At 57.6% G+C, this 21,139-nt stretch carries 13 protein-coding genes; 5 read left to right on the forward strand and 8 right to left on the reverse strand.

All coding sequences use genetic code 11. The annotated features are described in order from the left end of the window. Positions 1–114 precede the first annotated feature (114 nt). Positions 115–1,068, forward strand: a complete 954-nt coding sequence (locus AC1RKC_RS14570) for an aldo/keto reductase (RefSeq protein WP_490633393.1) — start codon at positions 115–117, stop codon at positions 1,066–1,068. A 5-nt stretch (positions 1,069–1,073) separates the two neighbouring features. On the opposite strand, the gene AC1RKC_RS14575 is transcribed toward AC1RKC_RS14570, so the two are convergent. Together AC1RKC_RS14575 and yegD are read right to left on the reverse strand one after the other, a co-directional pair. Next, positions 1,074–1,598, reverse strand: coding sequence for a P-loop nucleotide/nucleoside kinase family protein (locus tag AC1RKC_RS14575; RefSeq protein WP_046372942.1), 525 nt, complete (start codon positions 1,596–1,598; stop codon positions 1,074–1,076). A gap of 89 nt (positions 1,599–1,687) precedes the next feature. Beyond that, positions 1,688–3,040, reverse strand: a complete 1,353-nt coding sequence (gene yegD / locus AC1RKC_RS14580) for a molecular chaperone (RefSeq protein ID WP_020828087.1) — start codon at positions 3,038–3,040, stop codon at positions 1,688–1,690. Between the two features lie 166 nt (positions 3,041–3,206). On the opposite strand from yegD, the gene alkA reads away from it, so the two are divergent. Then, positions 3,207–4,703, forward strand: a complete 1,497-nt coding sequence (alkA, locus tag AC1RKC_RS14585) for a DNA-3-methyladenine glycosylase 2 (protein WP_046372943.1) — start codon at positions 3,207–3,209, stop codon at positions 4,701–4,703. Positions 4,704–4,713: 10 nt separating this feature from the next. Here alkA and AC1RKC_RS14590 read toward each other — a convergent pair whose 3' ends face one another. From AC1RKC_RS14590 to AC1RKC_RS14605, 4 genes are all read right to left on the reverse strand, one after another. Beyond that, positions 4,714–5,064 carry a DNA-binding protein gene (locus AC1RKC_RS14590; RefSeq protein ID WP_046372944.1) on the reverse strand — a complete coding sequence of 117 codons (351 nt, stop codon included), beginning with the start codon at positions 5,062–5,064 and terminating at the stop codon, positions 4,714–4,716. Positions 5,065–5,276: 212 nt separating this feature from the next. Then, positions 5,277–8,618, reverse strand: a complete 3,342-nt coding sequence (locus AC1RKC_RS14595) for a diguanylate cyclase (protein WP_493092637.1) — start codon at positions 8,616–8,618, stop codon at positions 5,277–5,279. 164 nt (positions 8,619–8,782) lie between these two features. Then, positions 8,783–10,216, reverse strand: a complete 1,434-nt coding sequence (gene mgtE, locus AC1RKC_RS14600) for a magnesium transporter (RefSeq protein ID WP_409325148.1) — start codon at positions 10,214–10,216, stop codon at positions 8,783–8,785. A 196-nt stretch (positions 10,217–10,412) separates the two neighbouring features. After that, the gene (locus AC1RKC_RS14605; RefSeq protein ID WP_020828082.1) at positions 10,413–10,592 is read right to left on the reverse strand and encodes a YfgG family protein; all 180 of its coding nucleotides are present in this window, start codon (positions 10,590–10,592) and stop codon (positions 10,413–10,415) included. Positions 10,593–11,116: 524 nt separating this feature from the next. Between AC1RKC_RS14605 and AC1RKC_RS14610 the strand changes: the two genes are divergently transcribed. Beyond that, positions 11,117–13,264: an EAL domain-containing protein gene (locus AC1RKC_RS14610; RefSeq protein WP_493092638.1), complete on the forward strand. Its 2,148-nt coding sequence runs from the start codon at positions 11,117–11,119 to the stop codon at positions 13,262–13,264. Positions 13,265–13,295: 31 nt separating this feature from the next. On the opposite strand, the gene ppx is transcribed toward AC1RKC_RS14610, so the two are convergent. After that, positions 13,296–14,846: an exopolyphosphatase gene (ppx, locus tag AC1RKC_RS14615; RefSeq protein WP_020828080.1), complete on the reverse strand. Its 1,551-nt coding sequence runs from the start codon at positions 14,844–14,846 to the stop codon at positions 13,296–13,298. A 10-nt stretch (positions 14,847–14,856) separates the two neighbouring features. Next, positions 14,857–16,920 (reverse strand): polyphosphate kinase 1, encoded by a 2,064-nt coding sequence (ppk1, locus tag AC1RKC_RS14620; RefSeq protein ID WP_020828079.1) that lies wholly within the window; start codon positions 16,918–16,920, stop codon positions 14,857–14,859. Positions 16,921–17,316: 396 nt separating this feature from the next. Between ppk1 and AC1RKC_RS14625 the strand changes: the two genes are divergently transcribed. Further along, positions 17,317–19,479: an ABC transporter permease subunit gene (locus AC1RKC_RS14625; RefSeq protein WP_493092639.1), complete on the forward strand. Its 2,163-nt coding sequence runs from the start codon at positions 17,317–17,319 to the stop codon at positions 19,477–19,479. Further along, positions 19,476–21,128: a phosphate ABC transporter permease PstA gene (gene pstA / locus AC1RKC_RS14630; RefSeq protein WP_493092640.1), complete on the forward strand. Its 1,653-nt coding sequence runs from the start codon at positions 19,476–19,478 to the stop codon at positions 21,126–21,128. The genes AC1RKC_RS14625 and pstA overlap by 4 nt, the downstream gene beginning before the upstream one ends. Positions 21,129–21,139 lie beyond the last annotated feature (11 nt).

The following is a 21,139-nucleotide window of genomic DNA, read 5'->3' on the forward strand; positions in this document are numbered from 1 at the left end:
ATCATGCTATGTTTATAAGCGTTGCCATCCGGCTTATAGCGAATGCGTTTTAGCGGATTTCCTGCTTTCGCGCTAATAATTATCCTGCGAATCATCAACTCCATGGAGCATGCAATGAGTCATAAAGAACTGGGCCGTTCGGGCATCAAAGTGCCGGCATTGACCTTCGGCGGTAACGTGTTTGGCTGGACGGCGGATCGCGAAACTTCATTCAGCCTGTTGGATGCGCTGGTGGAAAATCAGCTCAACTTTATCGATACCGCCGACGTGTACTCGAGCTGGGTGCCGGGCAATCAGGGCGGTGAATCGGAAACCACCATCGGCCAGTGGCTAAAAAAGAGCGGCAAGCGTGACCAGGTGATCATCGCTACCAAAGTCGGCAAGCCGATGGGCGAGGGTAAGCAGGGGCTGTCACCACGCTATATCCAGCAGGCGGTAGAGGATTCACTGCGGCGTTTGCAGACCGATTATATCGACCTTTATCAATCGCATGACGACGACCGGGACACGCCGTTGGCGGAAACCCTGGCGGCGTTCGACGGCTTGATCAAGGCCGGTAAGGTGCGGGCGATAGGCGCTTCCAACTATCAGGCCGATCGTCTGGAGGAGGCATTGAAAGTCAGTGAAGAGAATGGGTTGGCGCGCTATGAGACCCTGCAACCGGAGTACAATCTTTATGCGCGTGAGGAGTATGAACGCAGCCTGGCGCCGGTGGTGCAGCGCCATGGATTGGGCGTGATTAACTTCTTCTCGCTGGCCAGCGGTTTCCTGACCGGCAAATACCGCAGTGAAAAAGATATCGGCAAGAGCCAACGTGGTGACACCATCGTTGAGCGCTACCTTAATCCACGCGGTTTCAAGATCTTGGCTGCGCTGGATCGGGTTGCGGAAAAACACCACACCTCGCCAACGCAGGTTTCACTGGCCTGGCTGATAGCGCGGCCGGACATCACCGCGCCGATCGTCAGCGCCACGTCGCTAAAGCAGTTGGATGAGCTGATCAGCGCTACCCGGCTGCGGCTGGATGCCGAGGATATCCGCATCCTGAACGACACCAGCGCCTGGTGACCTGCTCAGTTGCCGACGGCGTTAATCAAGGACAGCAACTGAGCCACGGTGGCTTCCACTGGCTGGCCTGCGGTATCAATACGGGCCACCGGGGTATGCCAGGGTAGGTAATCGTGGCGGGTGACGCTGTGCCAGTTAGGGAGGCGCAGTCCGGCAACGTCCCCGTCGCGGGTTTCAACCCTGCGACGGTGTTCGGCACTGTCTGAGCAAACCACCTCAAAATCTATGCAGGCTACACCAGCCCGTTGTGCGACGTTATGCCAGGCTTCGCGAGTGACCGGCAACGGGTTGACCGAGTCGGCAATCACCCAGTGGCCCAGACGCAGGTTGTCTTCGGCAACGCCATAAGCGGCAAAATACCCGGCGGGGCCGACGTCATCAGCCAGGGAGCCACTGTTACGGATAGCTTGTTCAAGGGTATCGATACGCAGATGCATTGCCGGTAATGCGCGAGCCAGCGCCCGTGCGAGCGTGGTTTTACCGCTGCCTGGCAGCCCGGAAAGAACGATCAGCATTGTTGTTCCTGCCATGATTATGGTTCCAGCCGATACAGTACCTGATTTCGCAGCGAATGGCTTGGCGGCAGGGCGCGGCATTGAGCTACCGCGCCCTGGTGCTCTTAACGGAACAGCGTCTGCGCCCAGCGAGCCAACCCGGCGGTGACCGAGCCGAAGTCGTTGCCGCCGACGATAGGAATGCCCGGCAACTGCTGTTGTAGCGCGGCGCGCAACAGCGGGGAACGTGCGCTGCCGCCGGTGAGATAAATCACCTGCGGTGCGGTCTGGCTACTGGCCAGCGCGGCGCTGACCTGCTCCTGAATGCGCAGCAGCGGCTGTGAGATGGCCTCGGCAAGCTGATCCTGGCTGATGGTTTCTGCCAAATCAGTCTGGACGAAGGCCAGCGGAGCGCTGATGTTTTGCTGTGCCGACAGGGCGATTTTACTCTCCTCCGCGGCGCGCACCAGACGGTAGCTCAGGCGTTGCTGATGCACTTTCAGCAGGCGTTTAACTTTTTCAGGCTCGGCGGCATCGCGGATCAAATCGCGCAGCATGCGGCCATTGGCAGCGCTGTAAAAGTCGATCTGCGCCGGAACGTCGTTGGTGGCTACCGCGTTCCAGTAAGGCAACGCAGGCAAAGCGATGCCTTTTTCAGTTTCGCCACCCATACCGAACAGCGGCATCAACTGCTTGAACGCCAGCATGATGTCCAGATCGTTACCGCCAACGCGGCAACCGCTGTGGCCCAGCAGGCTTTGCTGGCGATCGGCACGGTCACGCCATTGCGGCCCCATCAACAGCACCGAACAGTCGGTTGTCCCGCCGCCGATATCCACCACCAGCACGGTTTTTTCTTCTTCCAGGGTCGCTTCGAAATCCAGGCCTGCAGCGACCGGTTCGAACTGGAATTCAATGTCTTTAAAGCCTGCACGCTCGGCAGCGCGGTGCAAAATACCCTGCGCCTGGCGGTTGGCTTCTTCGCCACCGATGCCCTGGAAGTTGATCGGACGGCCGATCACCGCCTGGCTGATGCTGTCTTGCAGTACGTTTTCCGCCTGACGTTTGATGTGGAACATCATGGCGCACACCAGATCTTCAAACAGCGCGATCTGTTGTGGTTTCAGGCCGTTGGCGCCGAGGAAGGATTTCGGGGAGCGGACAAAATACACTTCTTCCGGATCTTCAACGTAGTGCGCCAGAGCCTGCAGGCCAAACAGCACGCTGTCGCTGGCGACCGGGATATCTTCTTCGCGGTTATAGTTGATTGCCCGGCGCAGCAGTTGCTGGTTTTCCTCGCTGGCGGTCGGCACCTGCCAGTGGCGGTGCAAACACTCGCTGACGGCTTCGCGCGTCGGAGCACACAGCATCGACGGCAGATAGGGTTCGTTGTTTTCCAGCGTCAGCAGCTCGGGGCCATTTTCTCGCATCACTGCGACGGAACAGTTGGCCGTTCCGTAGTCAAATCCAATAAACATGTCTTTTCTCTATCCCCATGCCAATGAAGGGGGGCGACTTTACCCGAGACTCGGCCCCTGGGCAATCTGAGAGCGCTTAACTGATGAAAAATTTAGCGGCGACGGCGCTAGCATGCTTAACTTAATGTCCGAATCCCGCACGTCAGCGCACCCATCGAGTCGCATAATGCACAAAAAACTGACCCCGAGCGTGGCTATGAAAAACCAACAGCAGGCGTTGTATGAGGCACTGAGCGCGCGCGATCGCAAATTTGACGGTCGCTTCTTCGTCGGCGTTTCGTCGACCGGTATTTATTGTCGCCCGGTGTGCAGCGCCCGTACGCCAAAAATTGAAAACTGCACGTTTTACCCGAGCGCGGCGGCGGCGGAACTGGCGGGGTTTCGCCCCTGCCTGAAGTGTCGGCCGGAATTGGCGCCGGGGTTGGCATTGATCGATCTCGGCAATCGCTATGCTCAGGTGGCGGTGCAGTTGATCGAGCAGGGGTATCTGTCTGAGCACAGCTGCGAGCAACTGGCGACGCGGCTAGGCATTTCGGATCGCCACCTGCGGCGTATTTTTGCCGATCAGTTTGGCGCCTCGCCGATTGATTATGCCCAGTCGCACCGGCTGTTGCAGGCCAAACGCCTGCTGGCGGATACCGATATGCCGCTGAGTGAGGTGGCCTTTGCCGCCGGTTTCGGCAGCCTGCGGCGTTTTAACGAACTGTTCAAGGCGCGCTACCGGCTGATCCCCTCGGCACTGCGCAGCAGCAGCGGCCGTAACGAACGTACCGTCGCCAGCGGGCTGGTGTTTCATCTGGGCTATCGACCGCCCTATGACTGGTCGCGCATGCTGGGTTTTTTGCAAACCCGTGCGGTGAGCGGTGTGGAGCGGGTGGAGGGGCAACAGTACCTGCGGGCGATAGCCATCACTCAGGGCGGCATCGAATATCGTGGCTGGGTCAGCGTGCAACCGGAAGAGGCACATAATCGGGTACGGGTGGAAATTGCACCTTCCCTGAGCCGGGTGACGACGGAAGTGCTGCGCCGCACTCGCCAACTGTTTGATCTCGACGCCGCGCCGGACCTTATCGCTCAGGCGTTGGGGCCGTTGGCTGCCGAGGCGCCGGGCCTGCGGCTGCCTGGCTGCGTCAACGCATTCGAACAGGCGACCCGCGCAGTGCTTGGGCAGTTGGTCAGCGTCAAAATGGCGGCGATCTTTGCCGGACGGATGGCTGAACTCTGGGGCACCCCGCTGGAACAGCCCTACGGTGGCATTACCCACGTCTTTCCCACTGCCGAACAGATTGCGCGATTACAGCCTGAGGCGCTACGCCCGCTGGGGGTGCAGTTAAAACGAGCGGCGGCGTTAATCGGTATTGCGCAGGCGGTTACCGCAGGGCGGTTGCAATTGGAGAACGTGCTGGATATTGAGCAGGGGATCAAGGCGCTGACTGCGCTGCCGGGGATTGGCAGTTGGACCGCCAGCTATATCGCCATGCGAGCCTGGTCGTGGCCGGACGTGTTCCTGGCGGGGGATTATCTGATCAAACAGCGTTTTCCCGGCATGACGCCACGCCAGATTGAGCGCTATGCTGAAAGCTGGCGACCCTGGCGTTCCTACGCCACGCTGCATCTGTGGCATAACGATGGCTGGGCGCCGTCAACGGAGGCTGTCGGGTAGCGGCGACGGGCTAGTCTTTGGCGGCAATGCGCGTCAGCAGGCCGTCTATTCCTTCGCGCATCAGGAAGGCCAGTACCTTCTCGCGTTCGTTTTCGTTCAGGTGATAGTAATATTCGACCCACACCGCCAGCGGATCCTGACGTTCAACCTGGTATTCAGCGGGATCTTCTCGCAGTATCAGCAGGCTGCGCGCTCCGGTCGGCAGGCTATTGATGTGGTATTCCACCGCTTTGCCCTGCACGCCTTTGCGACGGCGACTGATCCAGCCTTCGCGGCGGGCCATTAAATTGATGCCCTGTGGCGAGGAGGGCAGTCCTGCAATGCCGGTCAGCTCTCTGGCGGCAAACCACTCTTTTTTCATAGCCATTCATCCCTGAACAATTAGGTGTATTGAGAGAGGAAAAAATTAACTCGCATGCTGATTTCCGTATCGAGGTGTTATGCAAGCGATTAACTTTGACCTGTTAGTTATACCACTAACCTCAGGTGGGCTAAGCAAAAAAAGCAGAATGGATGAGATGTGGCGGCGAGGCCGCCGCTCGAAAGGCAGGGGGATATTGCTGGGAATGGCGACTAGCGGATACCAAAGTAACCGCCGCTGAGCAGTTCCGTCAGCGATTGTTCCAGTGCGATGGCGTCGCCGTCCGACAGATCGATGCCAATCGCCTGCAGGGTGTTCAGCGTTATCTGCTGGTGTGCCGGGCCGGCCAGCGTTTGGGCGTGCACCCGATGCGTCGCCCCATTGAGCATCGATACCATCAGTTCGTCCATCTGGTTGCAGTGCACGTTGGTGATGAAGCGTTCGTCGACGCGGATATAGTCAATCTTTTGGCCATGCAACTCGTCAAAGGCGTTGAGGCTGTGCCCAAAACCGTTAACGATCAGCTTGCAGCCCCGTTGCTGCAACTGCTGGAGGAACGGCCTGCAAATACCGGCGTGCTCCAGCACCACCGCATCATCGACCGCCAGCAGCAATGCTCCTGGTTGCAAGGGGGAGGCGTCCAGCGCTGTCAGCAGATCGTCCTGGAAGCTGGCGTCCAGCAGGCTGTCGGTTGTCAGCGGCAGTGCGATGGACAACCCCTTGCGGGCAATATCAGGGGCGCGCTGCGTCAAAATCTGCCCGATGATCCAGCGGTCAACCTCTTGCGTCAGATCGTATAGCCGGGCAGCGGAGATAAAATCGTCGCTCGCCAGCGCCTGACCGTCCTGATCCCTCACCTGCAGTTTCAACTGATAGAAACAGACTGCCAGCGGCGTTTTTGGCGGTGCGACCGCCCTGACATGCAGCAACAATTGCCCATCGTTGATGATGTCCGTCACTTCCTGACGCGTCAGCAGTTCATGCTGACGTTCCAGGATCATTTTTTGACGCGCCTCATAGAGATAAACCTGGCCACGTCCGCGATGCTTGGCGGTATAACAGGCAATATCCGCCTGCGCCAGCAGCTCGCTGCTCTTGCCGGCATCGGCATCAATACGGGTTACGCCTGCACTGGCGCCGACGTGGTAAATCTTCCCTTCCCAAAAGAACGGGTGCTGGCTGATGTGATTAACCAATTGCTGTATCAGCGACTGGGCCTGTTCCCGCGTGCAGTCGAATAGGATCAGCCCGAACTCATCGCCGCCAAGCCGGGCCAGACAGTCGCTGTTACGCAGATGGTGCCGCATCAACAGGGAAAGATCTTTCAACAGCGCGTCGCCCGCGGCGTGGCCGGCATTGTCATTGACCGCCTTGAAACGGTCGAGATCGAGGAACACCAGCGCGTGCTGTAGTCGTTTTTCAGTGGCGTTGGCGATAGCGGCCTTCAGGCGCTTTTCAAAACTGGTGCGATTGGGCAGCGTGGTCAGGGCATCGTGCGACGCGCTGTAACTCAACTTCTGCATCAGTTCGCGCGAGGCCGTGACATCCTGCAGTACCATCACCGCGCCCATGACGTTGCCGTCGATCGTTTTCAATGGCGATACCGACTGCTGGATGTCAAAACAGCGACCGTCGCGACCATGCAGCACCAGGGCATAGTCTGCGGACAGCTGCCGGTTTTCCTGCAGGCAGCACTGGATCGGGTTTTCTACCTCTTCGCCGTCTTTGCCGTTGGTCATTCGAACCACGCCGGCGACGGGCATGCCGATCGCCAGACTGAGCGGCCAGCCGCACATTTGTTCGGCCACCGGGTTCATAAAGGTAATGTGCATTTCGTCGTCGGTGGATATCACCGCTTCGCCGATCGCATCGAGCGTAATGTGCAGGCGCTCTTTTTCTTCGTGCAGTGCTTCGGTCAGATTACGGACTTCCGTCATGTCGATATTGGTGCCGATCATGCGCAGCGGCAGACCCTGAGCGTCTAAAATAACGTTACCTTGGCCGCGGATATGCCGCACTTTTCCCTCGCGGGTGAGCAGTCGGAACTCCAGAACAAAGGGGCCCGGCCGCTTCAACAATGTGGCCATCTCACGGTCGGTGCGTTCACGATCCTCCGGTACCAGCAGCGTCCGCCATAGCGAAAACGTTGGCGTCTGGTCCGGGCTGAGGTCGTAAAGTTCAAACATACGCTTGTCCCAGGTAAGCTCTTCGCCGTGCATCATCCATTCCCAAACGCCGATGCCGCCCACTTTATTCGCCAGCGTAATGCGCTCCATCAGTCGATGGTTCTCTGCGGCCGTGCGTTTCAATTCGCTGATGTCTTCTACCTGCGAAATAAAATACAGCGGCAACCCTTCGGCATCGCGCACCAGCGATACGGCCAGTAGCGCCCAGACGTGCTCGCCGTCGCTGCGAATATAGCGTTTCTCCAGGGTGTAACTGCTGATATGCCCGTCGAGCAGATCGTGCAGCTGCGTCAGATCGGCGTTCAGATCGTCCGGGTGGGTGATTTCCTGGAAAGTCAGGCGCCGCAGAGCCTCCGGGGTATAGTCGAGCAGTTTGCACAACGCCTGATTGACCTGCAGCCATTTCCCCTGCGGTGACACCAGCGCCATGCCGATGGCCGAATATTCCAACGCATTACGAAAGCGAGTTTCACTCTCGACGATATGCTGTTTCTCCACCCGGAAGGCGTGCATCACCATGGCCATCGAGTGCGCCGGGATCAAAATCAACAGGATCGGCAGGTAAATCTCGATATCGCTGAACGGACCGGTGGGCGCATGAAAATGCAGCAACCCGATGGAAATCATCACGGTGATCATCAGCGTGGTGCAAAAGCAGATGACGAAAGCCTCGAGCCGCGGCAGCGCGATTGCCGCCCACAGCAGCGGCAGAATGACGAAGGTGAACGGAAAGGGCAGGTAGCTCAGCGCCAGATAGCTGAAGGTCAGCGCGACTATCAACGTCAGCAGCAGAGTGTACAGATTCAGCGTATCCAGCATGCGACGGCGATAGACCAGCCCGATGGGCGTCAGTGACAGTACGCCGATGGCTTCTGAAATAAACCAGGTACTGAAGGGGTGCCAGAAAGGGTGCCCCGGGGCGGGAACCCACCAGGCGGCCAGCAGGGCGCTGAACAACGGGGTGAATATCACCGCGCAGACGACAAATTTAAGCCAACTGGCCAGGCTGTTCAGCGGATCGTCCTGCAGCAGCATGCGGCGCAACAGCAGGGTGCAAACCACGGCTTCCAGCAGGTTGATCAGGGTCAGTTTTACCGGGAACCAGCTAAAGCCGAACAGCGTGAAGCTGGCGGCCACGATGCCAACCCCGCATGTCAGTAGCGGTAACCCCCATTGGCGTGGCGAGTGGCGGAACAGTACGGCAATAATGGCGGCAGTGGGGAACCACAGCGGGGTAAAGTGGCTGGATTCGTTCGACAGCGTCAGGCACAGCAATGCCAGTAAAAATACCGCCATCGCCGCCAGCAGGCTGTGCGTCAACAAGGCGCCCTGACGCGTGATGAGATGATTCGGTGCGCTGATATCCATAGACAACCCTTAACTCTGGCATCTGTCACTGAACGAGGTCATGACGCGAATGAGATGGAAAGTTTATTGGCAAAGGGTAGTACAGCGCGGCAATAAAACCCACTGAATCAGACAGCTTTAGTGAGCAAACGCAAAAGCCGGCGCGTGGCCGGCCTTCTGGAGGTTTAAAGCAGGAACAAGGTAGCCAGTCCGAGGAAGATAAAGAAGCCGCCGGTATCGGTCAGAGCGGTGATCAATACGCTGGAACCTACCGCCGGATCGCGCCCCAGTTTGAGCATGGTCATCGGGATCACCACCCCCATCAGCGCGGCTACCAGCAGGTTGAGGATCATCGCCAGCGTCATGACGCCGCCCATCGCCCAGTCGCCGTACAGCAGCCAGGTCACGACGCCCATGATGCCGCCCCAGACCACGCCGTTGATAATGGCCACCCCCAGTTCTCTGAACATCAGGCGGGAAATGTTGCCGACCTCAATTTGGTGCAGTGCCAGCGCGCGTACGATCATGGTGATAGTCTGATTACCGGTATTGCCGCCGATCCCCGCGACGATCGGCATTAACGCCGCCAGCGCCACCAGTTGTGAAATGGTGTGTTCGAACAGACCGATGACGCGCGAGGCGATAAACGCGGTACACAGGTTGATGGCCAGCCATGCCCAACGGGTTTTCACCGCCTTGCTGACCGGGGCAAACACATCTTCTTCCGGGCTTAAGCCCCCCATGCGGCGCAGGTTGCTGTCGCTTTCTTCATTGACCACATCGACGATTTCTTCGATAGTCAAACGGCCCATCAGCTTGCCCTTGGCGTCGACCACCGGGGCGCTGATCAGGTCATAACGTTCGAATGCGCTGGCTGCCGCTTCGGCCTTGTCATCCGGCTGGAAGCGGGTAGGGTCGCTGTCCATCACCGTCTGGACCAGGGTTTCCGGGTCATTAAGCAGCACGGCGGTGAGCGGCAGTTCACCCAGCAGAGTATTTTTACGATCGGTGACGAAGAGCTTGTCGGTGGCTTCCGGGATGGTTTTGCGCAGGCGCAAGAAGCGATGTACGGCACCGATAGTGACGTCGGGGCGTACCGTGACCAGTTCAAAATCCATCATCCAGCCGACGGTGTCCTTGCCGTAGTGGATCATCTCGCGCACCTGTGCGCGTTGATCCGGTTCCATGGAGGTCAACAGGCGGCCCATCAGGTTACGCGGCAGGTATTGTGCCAAATAGGCCTGTTCATCGACGTCCAGCGTCTTGATCGCTTTGAGCAGGTCCTTGTCGCTCATCTCTTCGATCAGGCTGTCCCACACGGGCTCGGCAACTTCCACCAGCGTTTGACCGCGTTTGGCGTTCCCCACCAGCCGCCACAGTGCCAGGCGCTCGTCTTGGGGCAGCGCTTCCAGCAGGTCCGCCAGGTCAGCGGCGTGCATGTCGTCCAGCAGGCCGGTGATTTCTGCCGTCTGGTTTAGCAGCTCGCTTTTGCTGAGGGCGTTCTCATCCCCTGGCCGGCCGAGAATGCCATCGACCAGATCTTTATTGTTTAACAGCAGAGAAAGAATGCGCTGGCGGTACTCAGCGACTTTTTTAACGTTATGTGTTGCAGCTGACATGGTCTTCCTTACTGGCACTCAGTGATCGTTAAGACCCACTCTGGACTAGATAGAGCATAGTGAATGCAGGCGTCATTTTTATGAAATGGGAGCAGTTGCTGAGGAATAAGTAAGGGGTCTGGCGCGCCGAGATACTGGCCGACGGCAGGCTGCTTAACTATTCGCAAGCCCTGCGGGATAACTTGAATCTGTGAGTTCAGGGAGTGGTGTCCCGGTTTTCGTCGCTCATCTCAGTGGTGCTTTGCTGAGGGGCGAGTTTTTTTTCCTGATGGTGGGGCACCGCGACGACCGCGGCATACAGCAGACGGCCGACTAAAATGATAAAGCTGACAAACAGCACTATTTTGGTCATCTGTCCGGTGGATTTTCTACGCATATATCACCCGGCATGCCGGTTTCCTGTGTTATGCCCGCCATCTTTCACGCTGGCCGTGCTGCGGCCACTTGAAATTTATAGAGATATTGAACGCTGATGCAGGCCGATAGAGTGTAAACGGAATTCTAGCCATTGATGACAAATATTGTCTATTTATTTCCGGGCAGCAAAACCCGGTATCTCGCCCCTGTTTAGCTTAAGTTTGGCTTTATCTGTCGGATCAGCAGCTTAAGATGAGACAAAAAATAGGCTTACACATTTTTACCCAACTTTTCCTCTTTGGTTGATCGGAGTCAAGCCTCACCCCCGCCTGGCGCCTAAAATTTCCGCCATTCTCCTGTCGCATATGATACTTTCAGCTTGCCTCATGAATGGATAGAGGTACGAAAAGGAACCTGCCTTGTTACCCGAACGCGTGAATGGAATTACGCCCTGACGGACTCGTTATTTTTATGATCAAGCCAATATTCTGGAAGCATTTACGCGAGCGCTGGTGGGGGTGTCCCCTCCTCTGGAGCCTGTTATTGATCCCGTTCGCAGGTTGGCTATCGCCGCGGATAATGCTGCCTGAAGGCAAAGTCTATCTGCTCTATCTACCGCTCACCGCCTGTATTGCACTGTTGATGGTCTACGACTGGCGGGCGCTGCCGGGTATTGCCCTCGCCATCATGCTGCGTTACGCCCACCGGCTGGGGCTGGAAAGTGGCCTGCTGGTGACGCTGCTGTACCTGTCTTGCCTGAGCCTGTGTTGGCTGGGGTATCGCAGGCAAACGCAACGCCGTTGGTGTGCGGCCCCGGGGGGTGCGGCGCTGGTGAAGGAGCGGCTAATCTGGTTGGTGGTGCTACCGGCATTGCTGTTTGTCTTCGGCCTGAAGCTGCTGGTCGCCTTTGCCCGGTTGCCCGACGAACTCGGGATGATGCCCGGCGATAACAGCTACCTGATGGCGCTGGTTAATTTTCAAGCGCTGCTGCTGGGCTGTCTCTCCGCCATGCCCTTGCTCTACATCATGTTGCGCATCTTGAATAAACCCCGTTTTGCCCTGACGCTCTGGCGACGCTTTGGTCGTGAAATGGCGCCAAACGTCGATAAAAAAGAGCTGTCGCTGTGGCTGTTGGTGCTGGTGGGGATGGTGGCGGTGCTGTCCCATCACGCTAAAGAGGCCATTCCCCTGTTGCTCGGGGGGTACGGATTGGTCTTACTGCTGCCGGTAATGCTCTACGGTGCGATGCGTTTTGGCTATCAATTCAACTGCCTTATCTGGTCTGCCACTCTGTTGGTGCTGTTTTTTCATTATCCCGGCGCTTCACAACCCGACAACCTGTTGCATAACCTGGCGGTCATCTCTTCGATGATGGTGGTGTTTACCCTGTGCATTTTCCTGATGTCGGCGCTCAATACTCACCAACGGTTAAGCCATGCCAGGGCACAAAGCGCCTCGCTGCAAGATCCGGTAATTGGCCTGCCGAACCTGCGTGCCCTCAAGCGCGATCTGTCTCAGTCTCCGCCTTCAACCCTGTGTTTCCTGCGCGTCAGCGAACTGGATTTGCTGAGCCGTAACTATGGCATGCAGCTTCGTATTCGTTTCAAACAGCAACTGGCGGCGCTGCTGCATCAGGTATTGGCCCCCGGTGAAGGGGTTTATCATCTGCCGGGCTACGATTTGTTGCTGCGAGTGGATGCGGACAATAGCGAAGAAAAGGTCGAAGCGATTTACCGCGCGTTGGAAAAATTCCGCCTGATCTGGAACGGTTTGCCGCTCCATCCTCCGCTGGGGTTAGGGTATTGCAGCGTGCAGCCCGATTTTGAACACCTCTACCAGTTGCTGGGAGAGCTTAGCGCGTTGGCGGAAGTGTCGCTGACCAGCGGTAAGCCGGAGAATGTGCAGAGCAGCGGCAATTTGGTGCAGGATGAAGTCAAACGCAAGGTGGCGCTCTTGCATGGGGTACAACGTTCGCTGGATAACGACGGCTTTATCTTGATGGCGCAGCCGATAGTGGGCCTGCGAGGTGATCGTTATTATGAGATTCTGCTGCGTATGCGCGACGATCAGGGGAACACAGTATCGCCGAATGATTTTCTGCCGGTGGCGCATGAGTTTGGCCTGGCTTATCGGCTGGATCTGTGGGTGCTGCGCAATACGTTGAAGTTTATGGACCAGCACCGTATTGCGCTGCCCAGTGCGCGCTTTGCGGTGAACTTGTCGCCTTCTTCGCTGTGCCGTCCAATGCTCAGCCAGGATGTGCGCAACCTGATACAGCGGTACCGAATTGAGCCATATCAACTGACGTTGGAAGTGACCGAATCGCATTTGCTGCAGAATACGGATTACGCCGGCGCCAACCTGCAGGCGCTGCGTGAAATGGGCTGCCGCATTGCTCTGGATGATTTCGGCACCGGTTATGCCGGTTACGATCGGCTCAAGATGTTGCCGGTTGATATGCTGAAAATCGACGGCAGCTTTGTACGTGACATGCTGACCAGCGCGGTGGATTTCCAGGTGATTGCCTCTATCTGTAAAGTCGCGCGAATGAAGCGCTTGACCATTGTGGCGGAATACGTAGAAAGCCTGGAGCAATTGGTCGCGTTGAAAGGGGTGGGCGTAGACTATATGCAGGGGTATTTCGTCGGCGAACCGCAACCCTTGGTGACGTTGCTATCAGAACAGAATTGATGGTCGCCCCCGCAGTACGGGGGCGACAGACTCAGGCCGAGCGCTGCTCGTCTTGCGAACCTTCCTCTTCGCAAATCAGTTTCCAGCCCACGACGTCGTTCCAATAGGCTTGTTCACGTTCGAGATCCAGTTGCACCAGGTTGTTCAGCGCCAGATAACCGGCCGGGAAGCGCAGCGTCCAGTGGTTATCGTCGGTGCTCAGGCGCAACGTTTCCGGCGTGGTGGTCGACTGGCGCTGGTTGTTGAGCAGGGTACTCAGACGCAACAGTTGGATCAGCGGCAGGTAATGCTTTTTCTTGAACAGGTTCAGGCGCGGCAATTCTTCCAGCTTGATACCCTTGCGATGGAAGCGTACTAGCGCTGACAGCAGCAACTGCTGCTCCTGGTTGAAGCCCGGCAGGTTGGTGTTTTGCAGAATGTAGGCCGAGTGGCGATGCATGCCGCTGTGGTTGATGCTCAACCCCACCTCGTGCAACATCGCTGCCCATTTCAGCAAGGCTTCCAACTGCGGGTTCGCCAGCTTGGTATTTTGCGCCATCCACTGCGCATACAATAGCTCAGTGGTATCCAGCACCCGTTTGGCCTGCTCGCGGTCGATATTGTAGTGATCGGCCAGGCTCTTGGCGGTGCGGCTGCGAATGTCCTGATGACGGAAACGGCCCTCCATCTCATACAGCACGCCTTCGCGCAGCGCACCGTCGGAAAGGCGCAGGTCGCGGATCGCCAACGCATCGAACACGCCGCACAGAATTGCCAACCCCGGCACAAACACCGACTGGCGGTCTTCCGACAGCCCCGGCAGGCTCATTGCGCTGAAATTTTTAAACTGCAGCACCTGTTCCGCCATCATTTCCAGTCGCTCGAGGGTGATCAGGCCATCTTTTTCGCCCATTGCCACCAGCACTTCGTGCGCGGCCTTGATGGTGCCCGACGCGCCCAGAGCATATTGCCAGCCCTGAATGCGGTACTGCCAGGCCAGCGTTTCCAGCTTCTGTGCCGCCGCCAGGCGTGCGCGTTTGAAGTTGTTTTTGCTGATTTCTCCGCCCGGGAAGAACTGTTGGGCGAAGCTGACGCAGCCCATGCGGCGGCTTTCCGCCAGCAGGGGTTCAAAATCTTCGCCGATCACCAGCTCGGTAGAACCGCCGCCGATGTCGATCACCAGCTTGCGGCCTTTTTCCGGTTGGGTATGTTCCACACCCATAAAGATCAGGCGCGCCTCTTCCTGCCCGGCGATGATTTCGATCGGGTAGGGGATCACTTTGGCTGCGCGCTTGAGGAATACCTCGGCGTTCACCGCCTGGCGCAAGGTGTGGGTACCGACGATGGTGACGTTATCCGCCGGGAAGCCTTGCAGCCGTTCGGCGAACAGCGCCAGGCAGGCCAGGCCGCGTTCTATTGCCTCTTCACTGAGCACATTGTTGCTGTCCAATCCATCGGCGAGGTGGACCCGCTGTTTTAAACGCCCCAATACCTGTAAGGCGCCATTGACGACGCGGGCAATCACCATGTGGAAGCTGTTCGACCCGAGGTCGATGGCAGCGATTTCCTGCGGTTTGTTCGTTGCAGTGCTTTTTAGCGGCATAGTTGCTGGCCTACTGTCCTGGTTGTTCCAGAGCTTTTAAATACTCGTAAATGGCAACCTGAGAACGGACTTTGCGGCGGTTGCCGCGCGGCACGTACTGGTTGCTCAGTTCTTTATCGAGGTAACGCGCCTTGACCGTGTCGCTGAACAGGATTTCCAGAATATCCAGAACCCGTTGTTTCAGCGTTGGATCCAGCAGCGAGACCGCGACTTCGATGCGGTAATCTATGTTACGGGTCATCCAGTCGGCAGAGGACAGATAAACCAGTTTGTCACCTTTGTTTTCGAAAACGTAAACCCGATCGTGTTCCAGATAGCGGTCGACGATGCTGATTATCTGAATATTGTCACTGATCCCCGGCAGGTTGGGAATCAAAGAACACATCCCGCGCACCAACAGGCGGATTTTTACGCCGGCGCCGGAGGCGGTATATAACCGATCTACCAGCCCTTTATCCACCAGATTGTTGATTTTCAGCATAATGCCGGCCGGAAGCCCGGCTTCGGCGTTGGCAATTTCGTTGTCGATCAACTCATACAGTTTCAGACGCGAGTTCTGCGGCGACACCATCAGGTTGTCGAAGGTGACCGGCCGGTACGGGTTTTCGATAAAGTTGAACACCCGGCGTACTTCGTTGGTGATGCGCGAATCGGCGGTCAGCAATGAATAGTCGGTGTAAATGCGCGCGGTTTTCTCGTTAAAGTTACCGGTGCCGATATGAGCATAGCGCACAATCTCGTCGCCTTCACGGCGTGAGATCAGGAACAGTTTGGCGTGAATTTTCAAGCCAGGCGCGGAGAAAATAACGTGTACCCCAGCTTCCGTCAGGCGCTTGGCCCAGTGGATATTGGCCTCTTCATCAAAGCGCGCCTGCAGCTCCACCACCACCGTGACTTTTTTGCCGTTATGGGCGGCGTGGATCATCGATTCGATGATGCGCGAGTCTTTTGCCACGCGGTAAATATTGATTTTGATCGCCAGCACGCTGGGGTCGAACGACGCCTGGCGCACCAGCTCCAGCACGTGTTCAAAGGTGTGGTACGGGTAGTAAAGCAGCACGTCGTGCTCGCGAATGGCGTCAAACCCGTTGCGGAATTTTTCGAACCAGGTATGGCGCAGGCGCGGCAGCGGTTTGTTGACCAGATTGGCCTTGCCGACGTTCGGAAAACCGATGAAGTCTTTGAAATTATGGTAACGGCCGCCGGCAATGACCGAATCATAGTTGGAAATACCGAGCTTGCCGCGCAGCAGTTCCACCATTTCATTGGGCATGTCGCGCTGATAAACAAAGCGCACCGGCTCTGCAGTCAGGCGCTGCTTCAGGCTGGAAGACATCAGTTCCAGCAGGCTGGATTCCATCTCGGTAACCAGATCGTATTCCGCATCGCGGGTCATTTTCATCGAATAGGCGTTGAGCGCGTCGTAATCGAAGAAGCCCTTGAAGATGTCGTCCAGGCAGTAGCGAAGAATGTTATCCAGCAGGATCATCGGCTTGCGGCGACGAGGGGCTTCCGGCGGCAGGTTGACGAAGCGCGGTACCTTGTCGGACGGGATCTCCAGCAGCGCGTAATCGATGCGCGTACCGCGGATAATCTCCACCGCCAGATAGGTGTAATCGTCTTTCAGGAACTGCACCAGGTTGGTTTCATTGTTGATCAGGATCGGCGTGATGTGCTGGCGCAGATGCTGTTTAAAGTATTGCCGCAGCCAGATTTGCTGGTTTTCCGACACCTGGCGTTCGTTGATCAGGAAGATCTGGTTGCGTGCCATTTCCAGCAGCAAATCGTTATACAGGCTGTCGAATTCTTGATCGGTTTTTAATACCTTGGCCTGGATCTTTTTCAGCAGATGGCGTGAAGCGCCGCCAGAGCCCTGTTCTTCGCTGATCAGAATGCGTCGTTTGAGATCGGCAAAGCGGACCTTATAGAACTCGTCAAGGTTATTGGAATAAATGCCCAGAAAACGCATGCGCTCAATCAGGGGATTGCTCTTATCTGCGGCTTCCTGCAACACGCGTTCATTAAAGGATAACCAGCTTAGTTCTTTTTCGATGTAGAGCTTTTCCTGACCCATTGCCACTCCAGTTCAATTTTAGAAAAGGATCCGGGACGCAGCGCCCGAATGCCGCTCTAGTGTCCTTCATCATTATTGCGAGAGATTGACAGGAAAGTCCAACATATCCATTACCTTGGGGCGAGGCATTTTAAGGCGTAAAAATATTCTCTGCGGCGTCCGGGGCGTTGAACATGTCGGAGCAATATAAAATGAAGACAATAATGCTAAATATCTCTACAGATGATCGGCTTAACCATCATTTTTCAGCAATATATAGGGTTAATAATGCTAATGAATAGCGTTAAATTCGATATTGGCGGCAGGCAACTTTGTCATGCAAACGTCACAAAACTGACATAAGATGCCCGGTTATTCTATGGCGCAAGCCTGCTTACATCAGCGACAGCGAGAGACATGGCACAAACTACGGTAAACCAACATCCCCGGGATCGCCTGCGCGCGCGCATCGACCGTAGCGTTCAGGCGGCGGTTACCGTCAGCGGGCTGCTGGTGTTGATGACGCTGATGCTGATCTTCGTTTACCTGCTGTTTGCGGTGCTGCCGCTGTTTAAACCGGCGGCAATGGGGCAGGCGAAACCGCTGACGATCAGTGCCTCTGCACCTGCGCTGGCGCTGGGTATGGATGTGCAGCAACGGATAGGTTACCGCATCGATGCGCAAGGGCAGGGGCAGTTCTATCCTCTGACGCAGCAGAACGCCCATCCTCTGACGCAACAGACGCTGCTGGCCAAACCGACGCTGCTGACTCAGGCGGCCGGCGAACGCGATCTGTTTGCTTTGGCACAGGCCGACGGCCGGTTTATCGTCGCCAGCGCGGACTTCGCAGCAGCCGGGACGTCGGCACCGCAGTGGTTGTTTCCGCTTGGGCAACGACCGCTGACGTTGGATAAACAGGGGCGAGCATTAACGCTGCTGACGTTGGCTGAAGCACGCCGTGGGCAGTACCTTCTGGCCGGTGTTACCGAAGATCGTCGTTTGGTGTTTGGCCGTTTCGGCAGCGACCACCCGCCGCAGCTAAGTGAGATCACGCTGGACAGTGCGGTGCAGCAGTTGGTGTTGACGCCCGACGGTCGCCAATTGTATCTGCTGGCGGGGAATCGGCTGGCGCGCTACCAAATTAACGACACGCAGCTGCAGCTAAAAGAAACGCGTACGCTTGGCGAACAGTCTCCTTATCAACTGACGGCGTTGCCTGGCGGCAGCGCGTTGCTGATCGAAGCGCCTGACGGCAGCGTACGCGAATGGTTTGATGTCGAAAAAGATCGGCGCTGGCAACTGACGCCGGTGCAGCATTTCGACCACCAGTCCGAGCCGCAGGATTTGCTGGTGGCCGAACCTTATCGCCGGGTGTTCGCCACCCTGAGACCGGACGGCGGCTTCTCGCTGTTTTCCAGCATCCAGCCGCAGCCACTGTTGAACGGCAGGCTGAGCGCCGGGGTACAGCAGATGGCGTTCGCTCCACGCGGTGATGGCCTGCTGCTGGAAACGGCACAGGGCTGGCAACATTATGCGATCGACAACCCTTATCCCGACGTCACCTGGCGCTCGCTTTGGCACAAGGTGTGGTACGAGAATTACCCCGAACCGGCTTACGTCTGGCAATCCACCTCTGGTGAGGACAGCTACCAGGCCAAATTCAGCCTGATGCCGGTGATTTTTGGCACCTTCAAGGCTGCGGCCTATGCCATGCTGTTCGCCATTCCGCTGGCGCTGGCCGGGGCCGTTTATACCGCCTATTTCATGTCGGCCGGACTGCGGCGGGTGATTAAACCGGCGATTGAGGTGATGGGGGCTTTACCGACGGTGGTGATCGGGCTGGTGGCGGGCATCTGGCTGGCGCCGGTGATTGAATATTATCTGCTGGCGGTGTTGTCGCTTCCCTTGCTGTTGGCGGCGGTGGTGCTGGCATGCGGTGCGCTGATGAACCGGTTTGCCCCGCGGCGCCTGCCGCCGGGCGTCGATCTGCTGATCCTGTTGCCGCTGATCGTACAGACCGTCTGGCTGGCGTTTAGCGTGGGGCCCTGGCTGGAAGTGAAACTGTTTGGCGAGCCGCTGCATTTCTGGCTGGGCGATGATTATGACCAGCGCAATGCGCTGGTGGTTGGCGTGGCGATGGGCTTTGCGTTAGTGCCGATTATTTTCTCGCTGGCGGAAGACGCGTTGTTCAGCGTACCGGCAACCCTGAGCCAAGGGTCGCTGGCGTTGGGGGCGACCCAGTGGCAAACCGTGATACGCGTGGTGCTGCCTTCGGCCAGCGCCGGCATTTTCTCGGCGCTGATGATTGGCTTTGGCCGTGCGGTGGGGGAGACCATGATTGTGCTGATGGCGACCGGAAATACGCCGGTTATCGACGGCAGCCTGTTCCAGGGCCTGCGTGCCCTGGCGGCCAATATCGCCATAGAAATGCCGGAAGCGGTCGCCGGCAGCAGCCATTATCGGGTGCTGTTCCTGACTGCGCTGGTGCTGTTTATTTTCACCTTTGTCTTCAACACGCTGGCGGAGGCGATCCGACTGCGGCTGCGTGAGCGCTATACCCTGAACCAGGAGGCGCCATGAAGCGCTGGGCGAAGAGCGGTTCGCCGTGGATCTGGCTGACCGCCGGGTCGGTGGCCGTCAGCCTGTTGGCGCTGATCGGCATCATGCTGCTGCTGGCCGGACAGGGGATGCGCTATTTCTGGCCGAGCCCGGTCTATCAGTTTGAGCTCAACCAGAGTGCCGCAGGGCCGGTGACGATGATCGGCGAGCTGTATCAGCAGCAAAGCATTCCGCGCCGGCAACTGCTGGAGTCCGGTATCGCACTGCCGCCGGGAAATGCGCAGAGTTTTGAGCGCTATCTGATTAAGGTGGGCAACCGCGAGAGCGAAGGACAAGACTTCCGTACGCTGCTGGCCGGTGACATTGTTCGCCAAAGCACACCGCGCGATCTGCTGGTGCTGGAACGTAATAACAACGGCACCGCTTACGGTTATCTGGCCGGTATGCTGGAGGATGGTCAGCCGCTGACCGGCCGCAATCTTAGCCAGGCGCTGCTGCAGCGTTTGCCGCAGATTGCCGCGCTTTCGCGTCAGGCCCATGATATTCAGTTTCGCGATATGGCGCGTATTAACCAGCGGTTCGATACGCTGCGTCTGCGAGAGAAAAGCTTACAGCGGGAAGATAAGCTAGACGCCCGCGCACAGGCGTCAATCAACGCCGAGCGGCTGGAACTGCAACGTCAATATCGACTGCTTTCCGATCGTCTGGAAGGTTTGAACCGCGATCGCCACCGCGATGCGCTGTTGCTGCGTGACATGCATGGCCAGACCCATACCATTGCGCTAAGCCAGGTGCGCGATGCCTGGTACCCCAACGCGATGAATACCACGCAAAAGCTGGTGCACTGGGCCGAACAGGTGAAGAAATTCCTCAGCGACAGCCCGCGAGAGGCCAATACCGAAGGCGGCGTATTCCCGGCGATTTTCGGCACGGTGCTGATGGTGATCCTGATGTCGATCGTGGTGATGCCGTTTGGCGTGATTGCCGCCGTTTACCTGCATGAATACGCAGGCAATAATCTGCTGACGCGGCTGATCCGCATTGCCGTGGTTAATCTGGCCGGCGTACCGTCGATTGTCTATGGCGTGTTTGGCCTTGGCTTCTTCGTCTATATGATTGGCGGCACGCTCGATCAGCTGTTCTACCCGGAGTCGTTGCCTAACCCGACCTTTGGCACGCCGGGCGTGCTGTGGGCGGCTTTGACGCTGGCGCTGTTGACGTTGCCGGTGGTGATTGTCGCTACCGAAGAGGGGTTGTCGCGCATTCCTGCTTCGTTGCGCCAGGGCTCGTTGGCGTTGGGCGCCAGCCGGGCTGAAACGCTGTGGCGTATTGTGTTGCCGATGGCGGCGCCGGCGATGATGACCGGCCTGATCCTGGCGGTGGCGCGCGCCGCCGGGGAGACGGCACCATTAATGCTGGTGGGGGTAGTGAAATCCGTGCCGGTGCTGCCGGTAGATGATATTTTCCCGTATATGCATCTGGAGCGGAAGTTTATGCACCTGAGCTTCCAGATCTACGATATGGCCTTCCAGAGCCCGAGCGTGGAGGCCGCCCGGCCGCTGGTGTTCGCCACCGCCTTCCTGCTGGTGGCGATTGTCGTGGGCTTGAATCTGGCGGCGATGGGTATTCGCCATTCGCTGAGGGAGCGGTACAGAGCATGGTCGCAGTAACAACGATGTTA

The organism is Serratia sp. GW822-FHT06E05, assembly GCF_058799445.1.

Excerpts from the sequence above, each read along its gene's own strand:
- AC1RKC_RS14595 (WP_493092637.1), bottom strand. The coding sequence starts at position 8,618 with ATGGATATCAGCGCACCGAATCATCTCATCACGCGTCAGGGCGCCTTG.
- mgtE (WP_409325148.1), bottom strand. The coding sequence starts at position 10,216 with ATGTCAGCTGCAACACATAACGTTAAAAAAGTCGCTGAGTACCGCCAG.
- AC1RKC_RS14575 (WP_046372942.1), bottom strand. The coding sequence starts at position 1,598 with ATGGCAGGAACAACAATGCTGATCGTTCTTTCCGGGCTGCCAGGCAGC.
- alkA (WP_046372943.1), top strand. The coding sequence starts at position 3,207 with ATGCACAAAAAACTGACCCCGAGCGTGGCTATGAAAAACCAACAGCAG.
- ppk1 (WP_020828079.1), bottom strand. The coding sequence starts at position 16,920 with ATGGGTCAGGAAAAGCTCTACATCGAAAAAGAACTAAGCTGGTTATCC.
- ppx (WP_020828080.1), bottom strand. The coding sequence starts at position 14,846 with ATGCCGCTAAAAAGCACTGCAACGAACAAACCGCAGGAAATCGCTGCC.
- pstA (WP_493092640.1), top strand. The coding sequence starts at position 19,476 with ATGAAGCGCTGGGCGAAGAGCGGTTCGCCGTGGATCTGGCTGACCGCC.
- AC1RKC_RS14605 (WP_020828082.1), bottom strand. The coding sequence starts at position 10,592 with ATGCGTAGAAAATCCACCGGACAGATGACCAAAATAGTGCTGTTTGTC.
- AC1RKC_RS14625 (WP_493092639.1), top strand. The coding sequence starts at position 17,317 with ATGGCACAAACTACGGTAAACCAACATCCCCGGGATCGCCTGCGCGCG.
- AC1RKC_RS14570 (WP_490633393.1), top strand. The coding sequence starts at position 115 with ATGAGTCATAAAGAACTGGGCCGTTCGGGCATCAAAGTGCCGGCATTG.
- yegD (WP_020828087.1), bottom strand. The coding sequence starts at position 3,040 with ATGTTTATTGGATTTGACTACGGAACGGCCAACTGTTCCGTCGCAGTG.
- AC1RKC_RS14590 (WP_046372944.1), bottom strand. The coding sequence starts at position 5,064 with ATGAAAAAAGAGTGGTTTGCCGCCAGAGAGCTGACCGGCATTGCAGGA.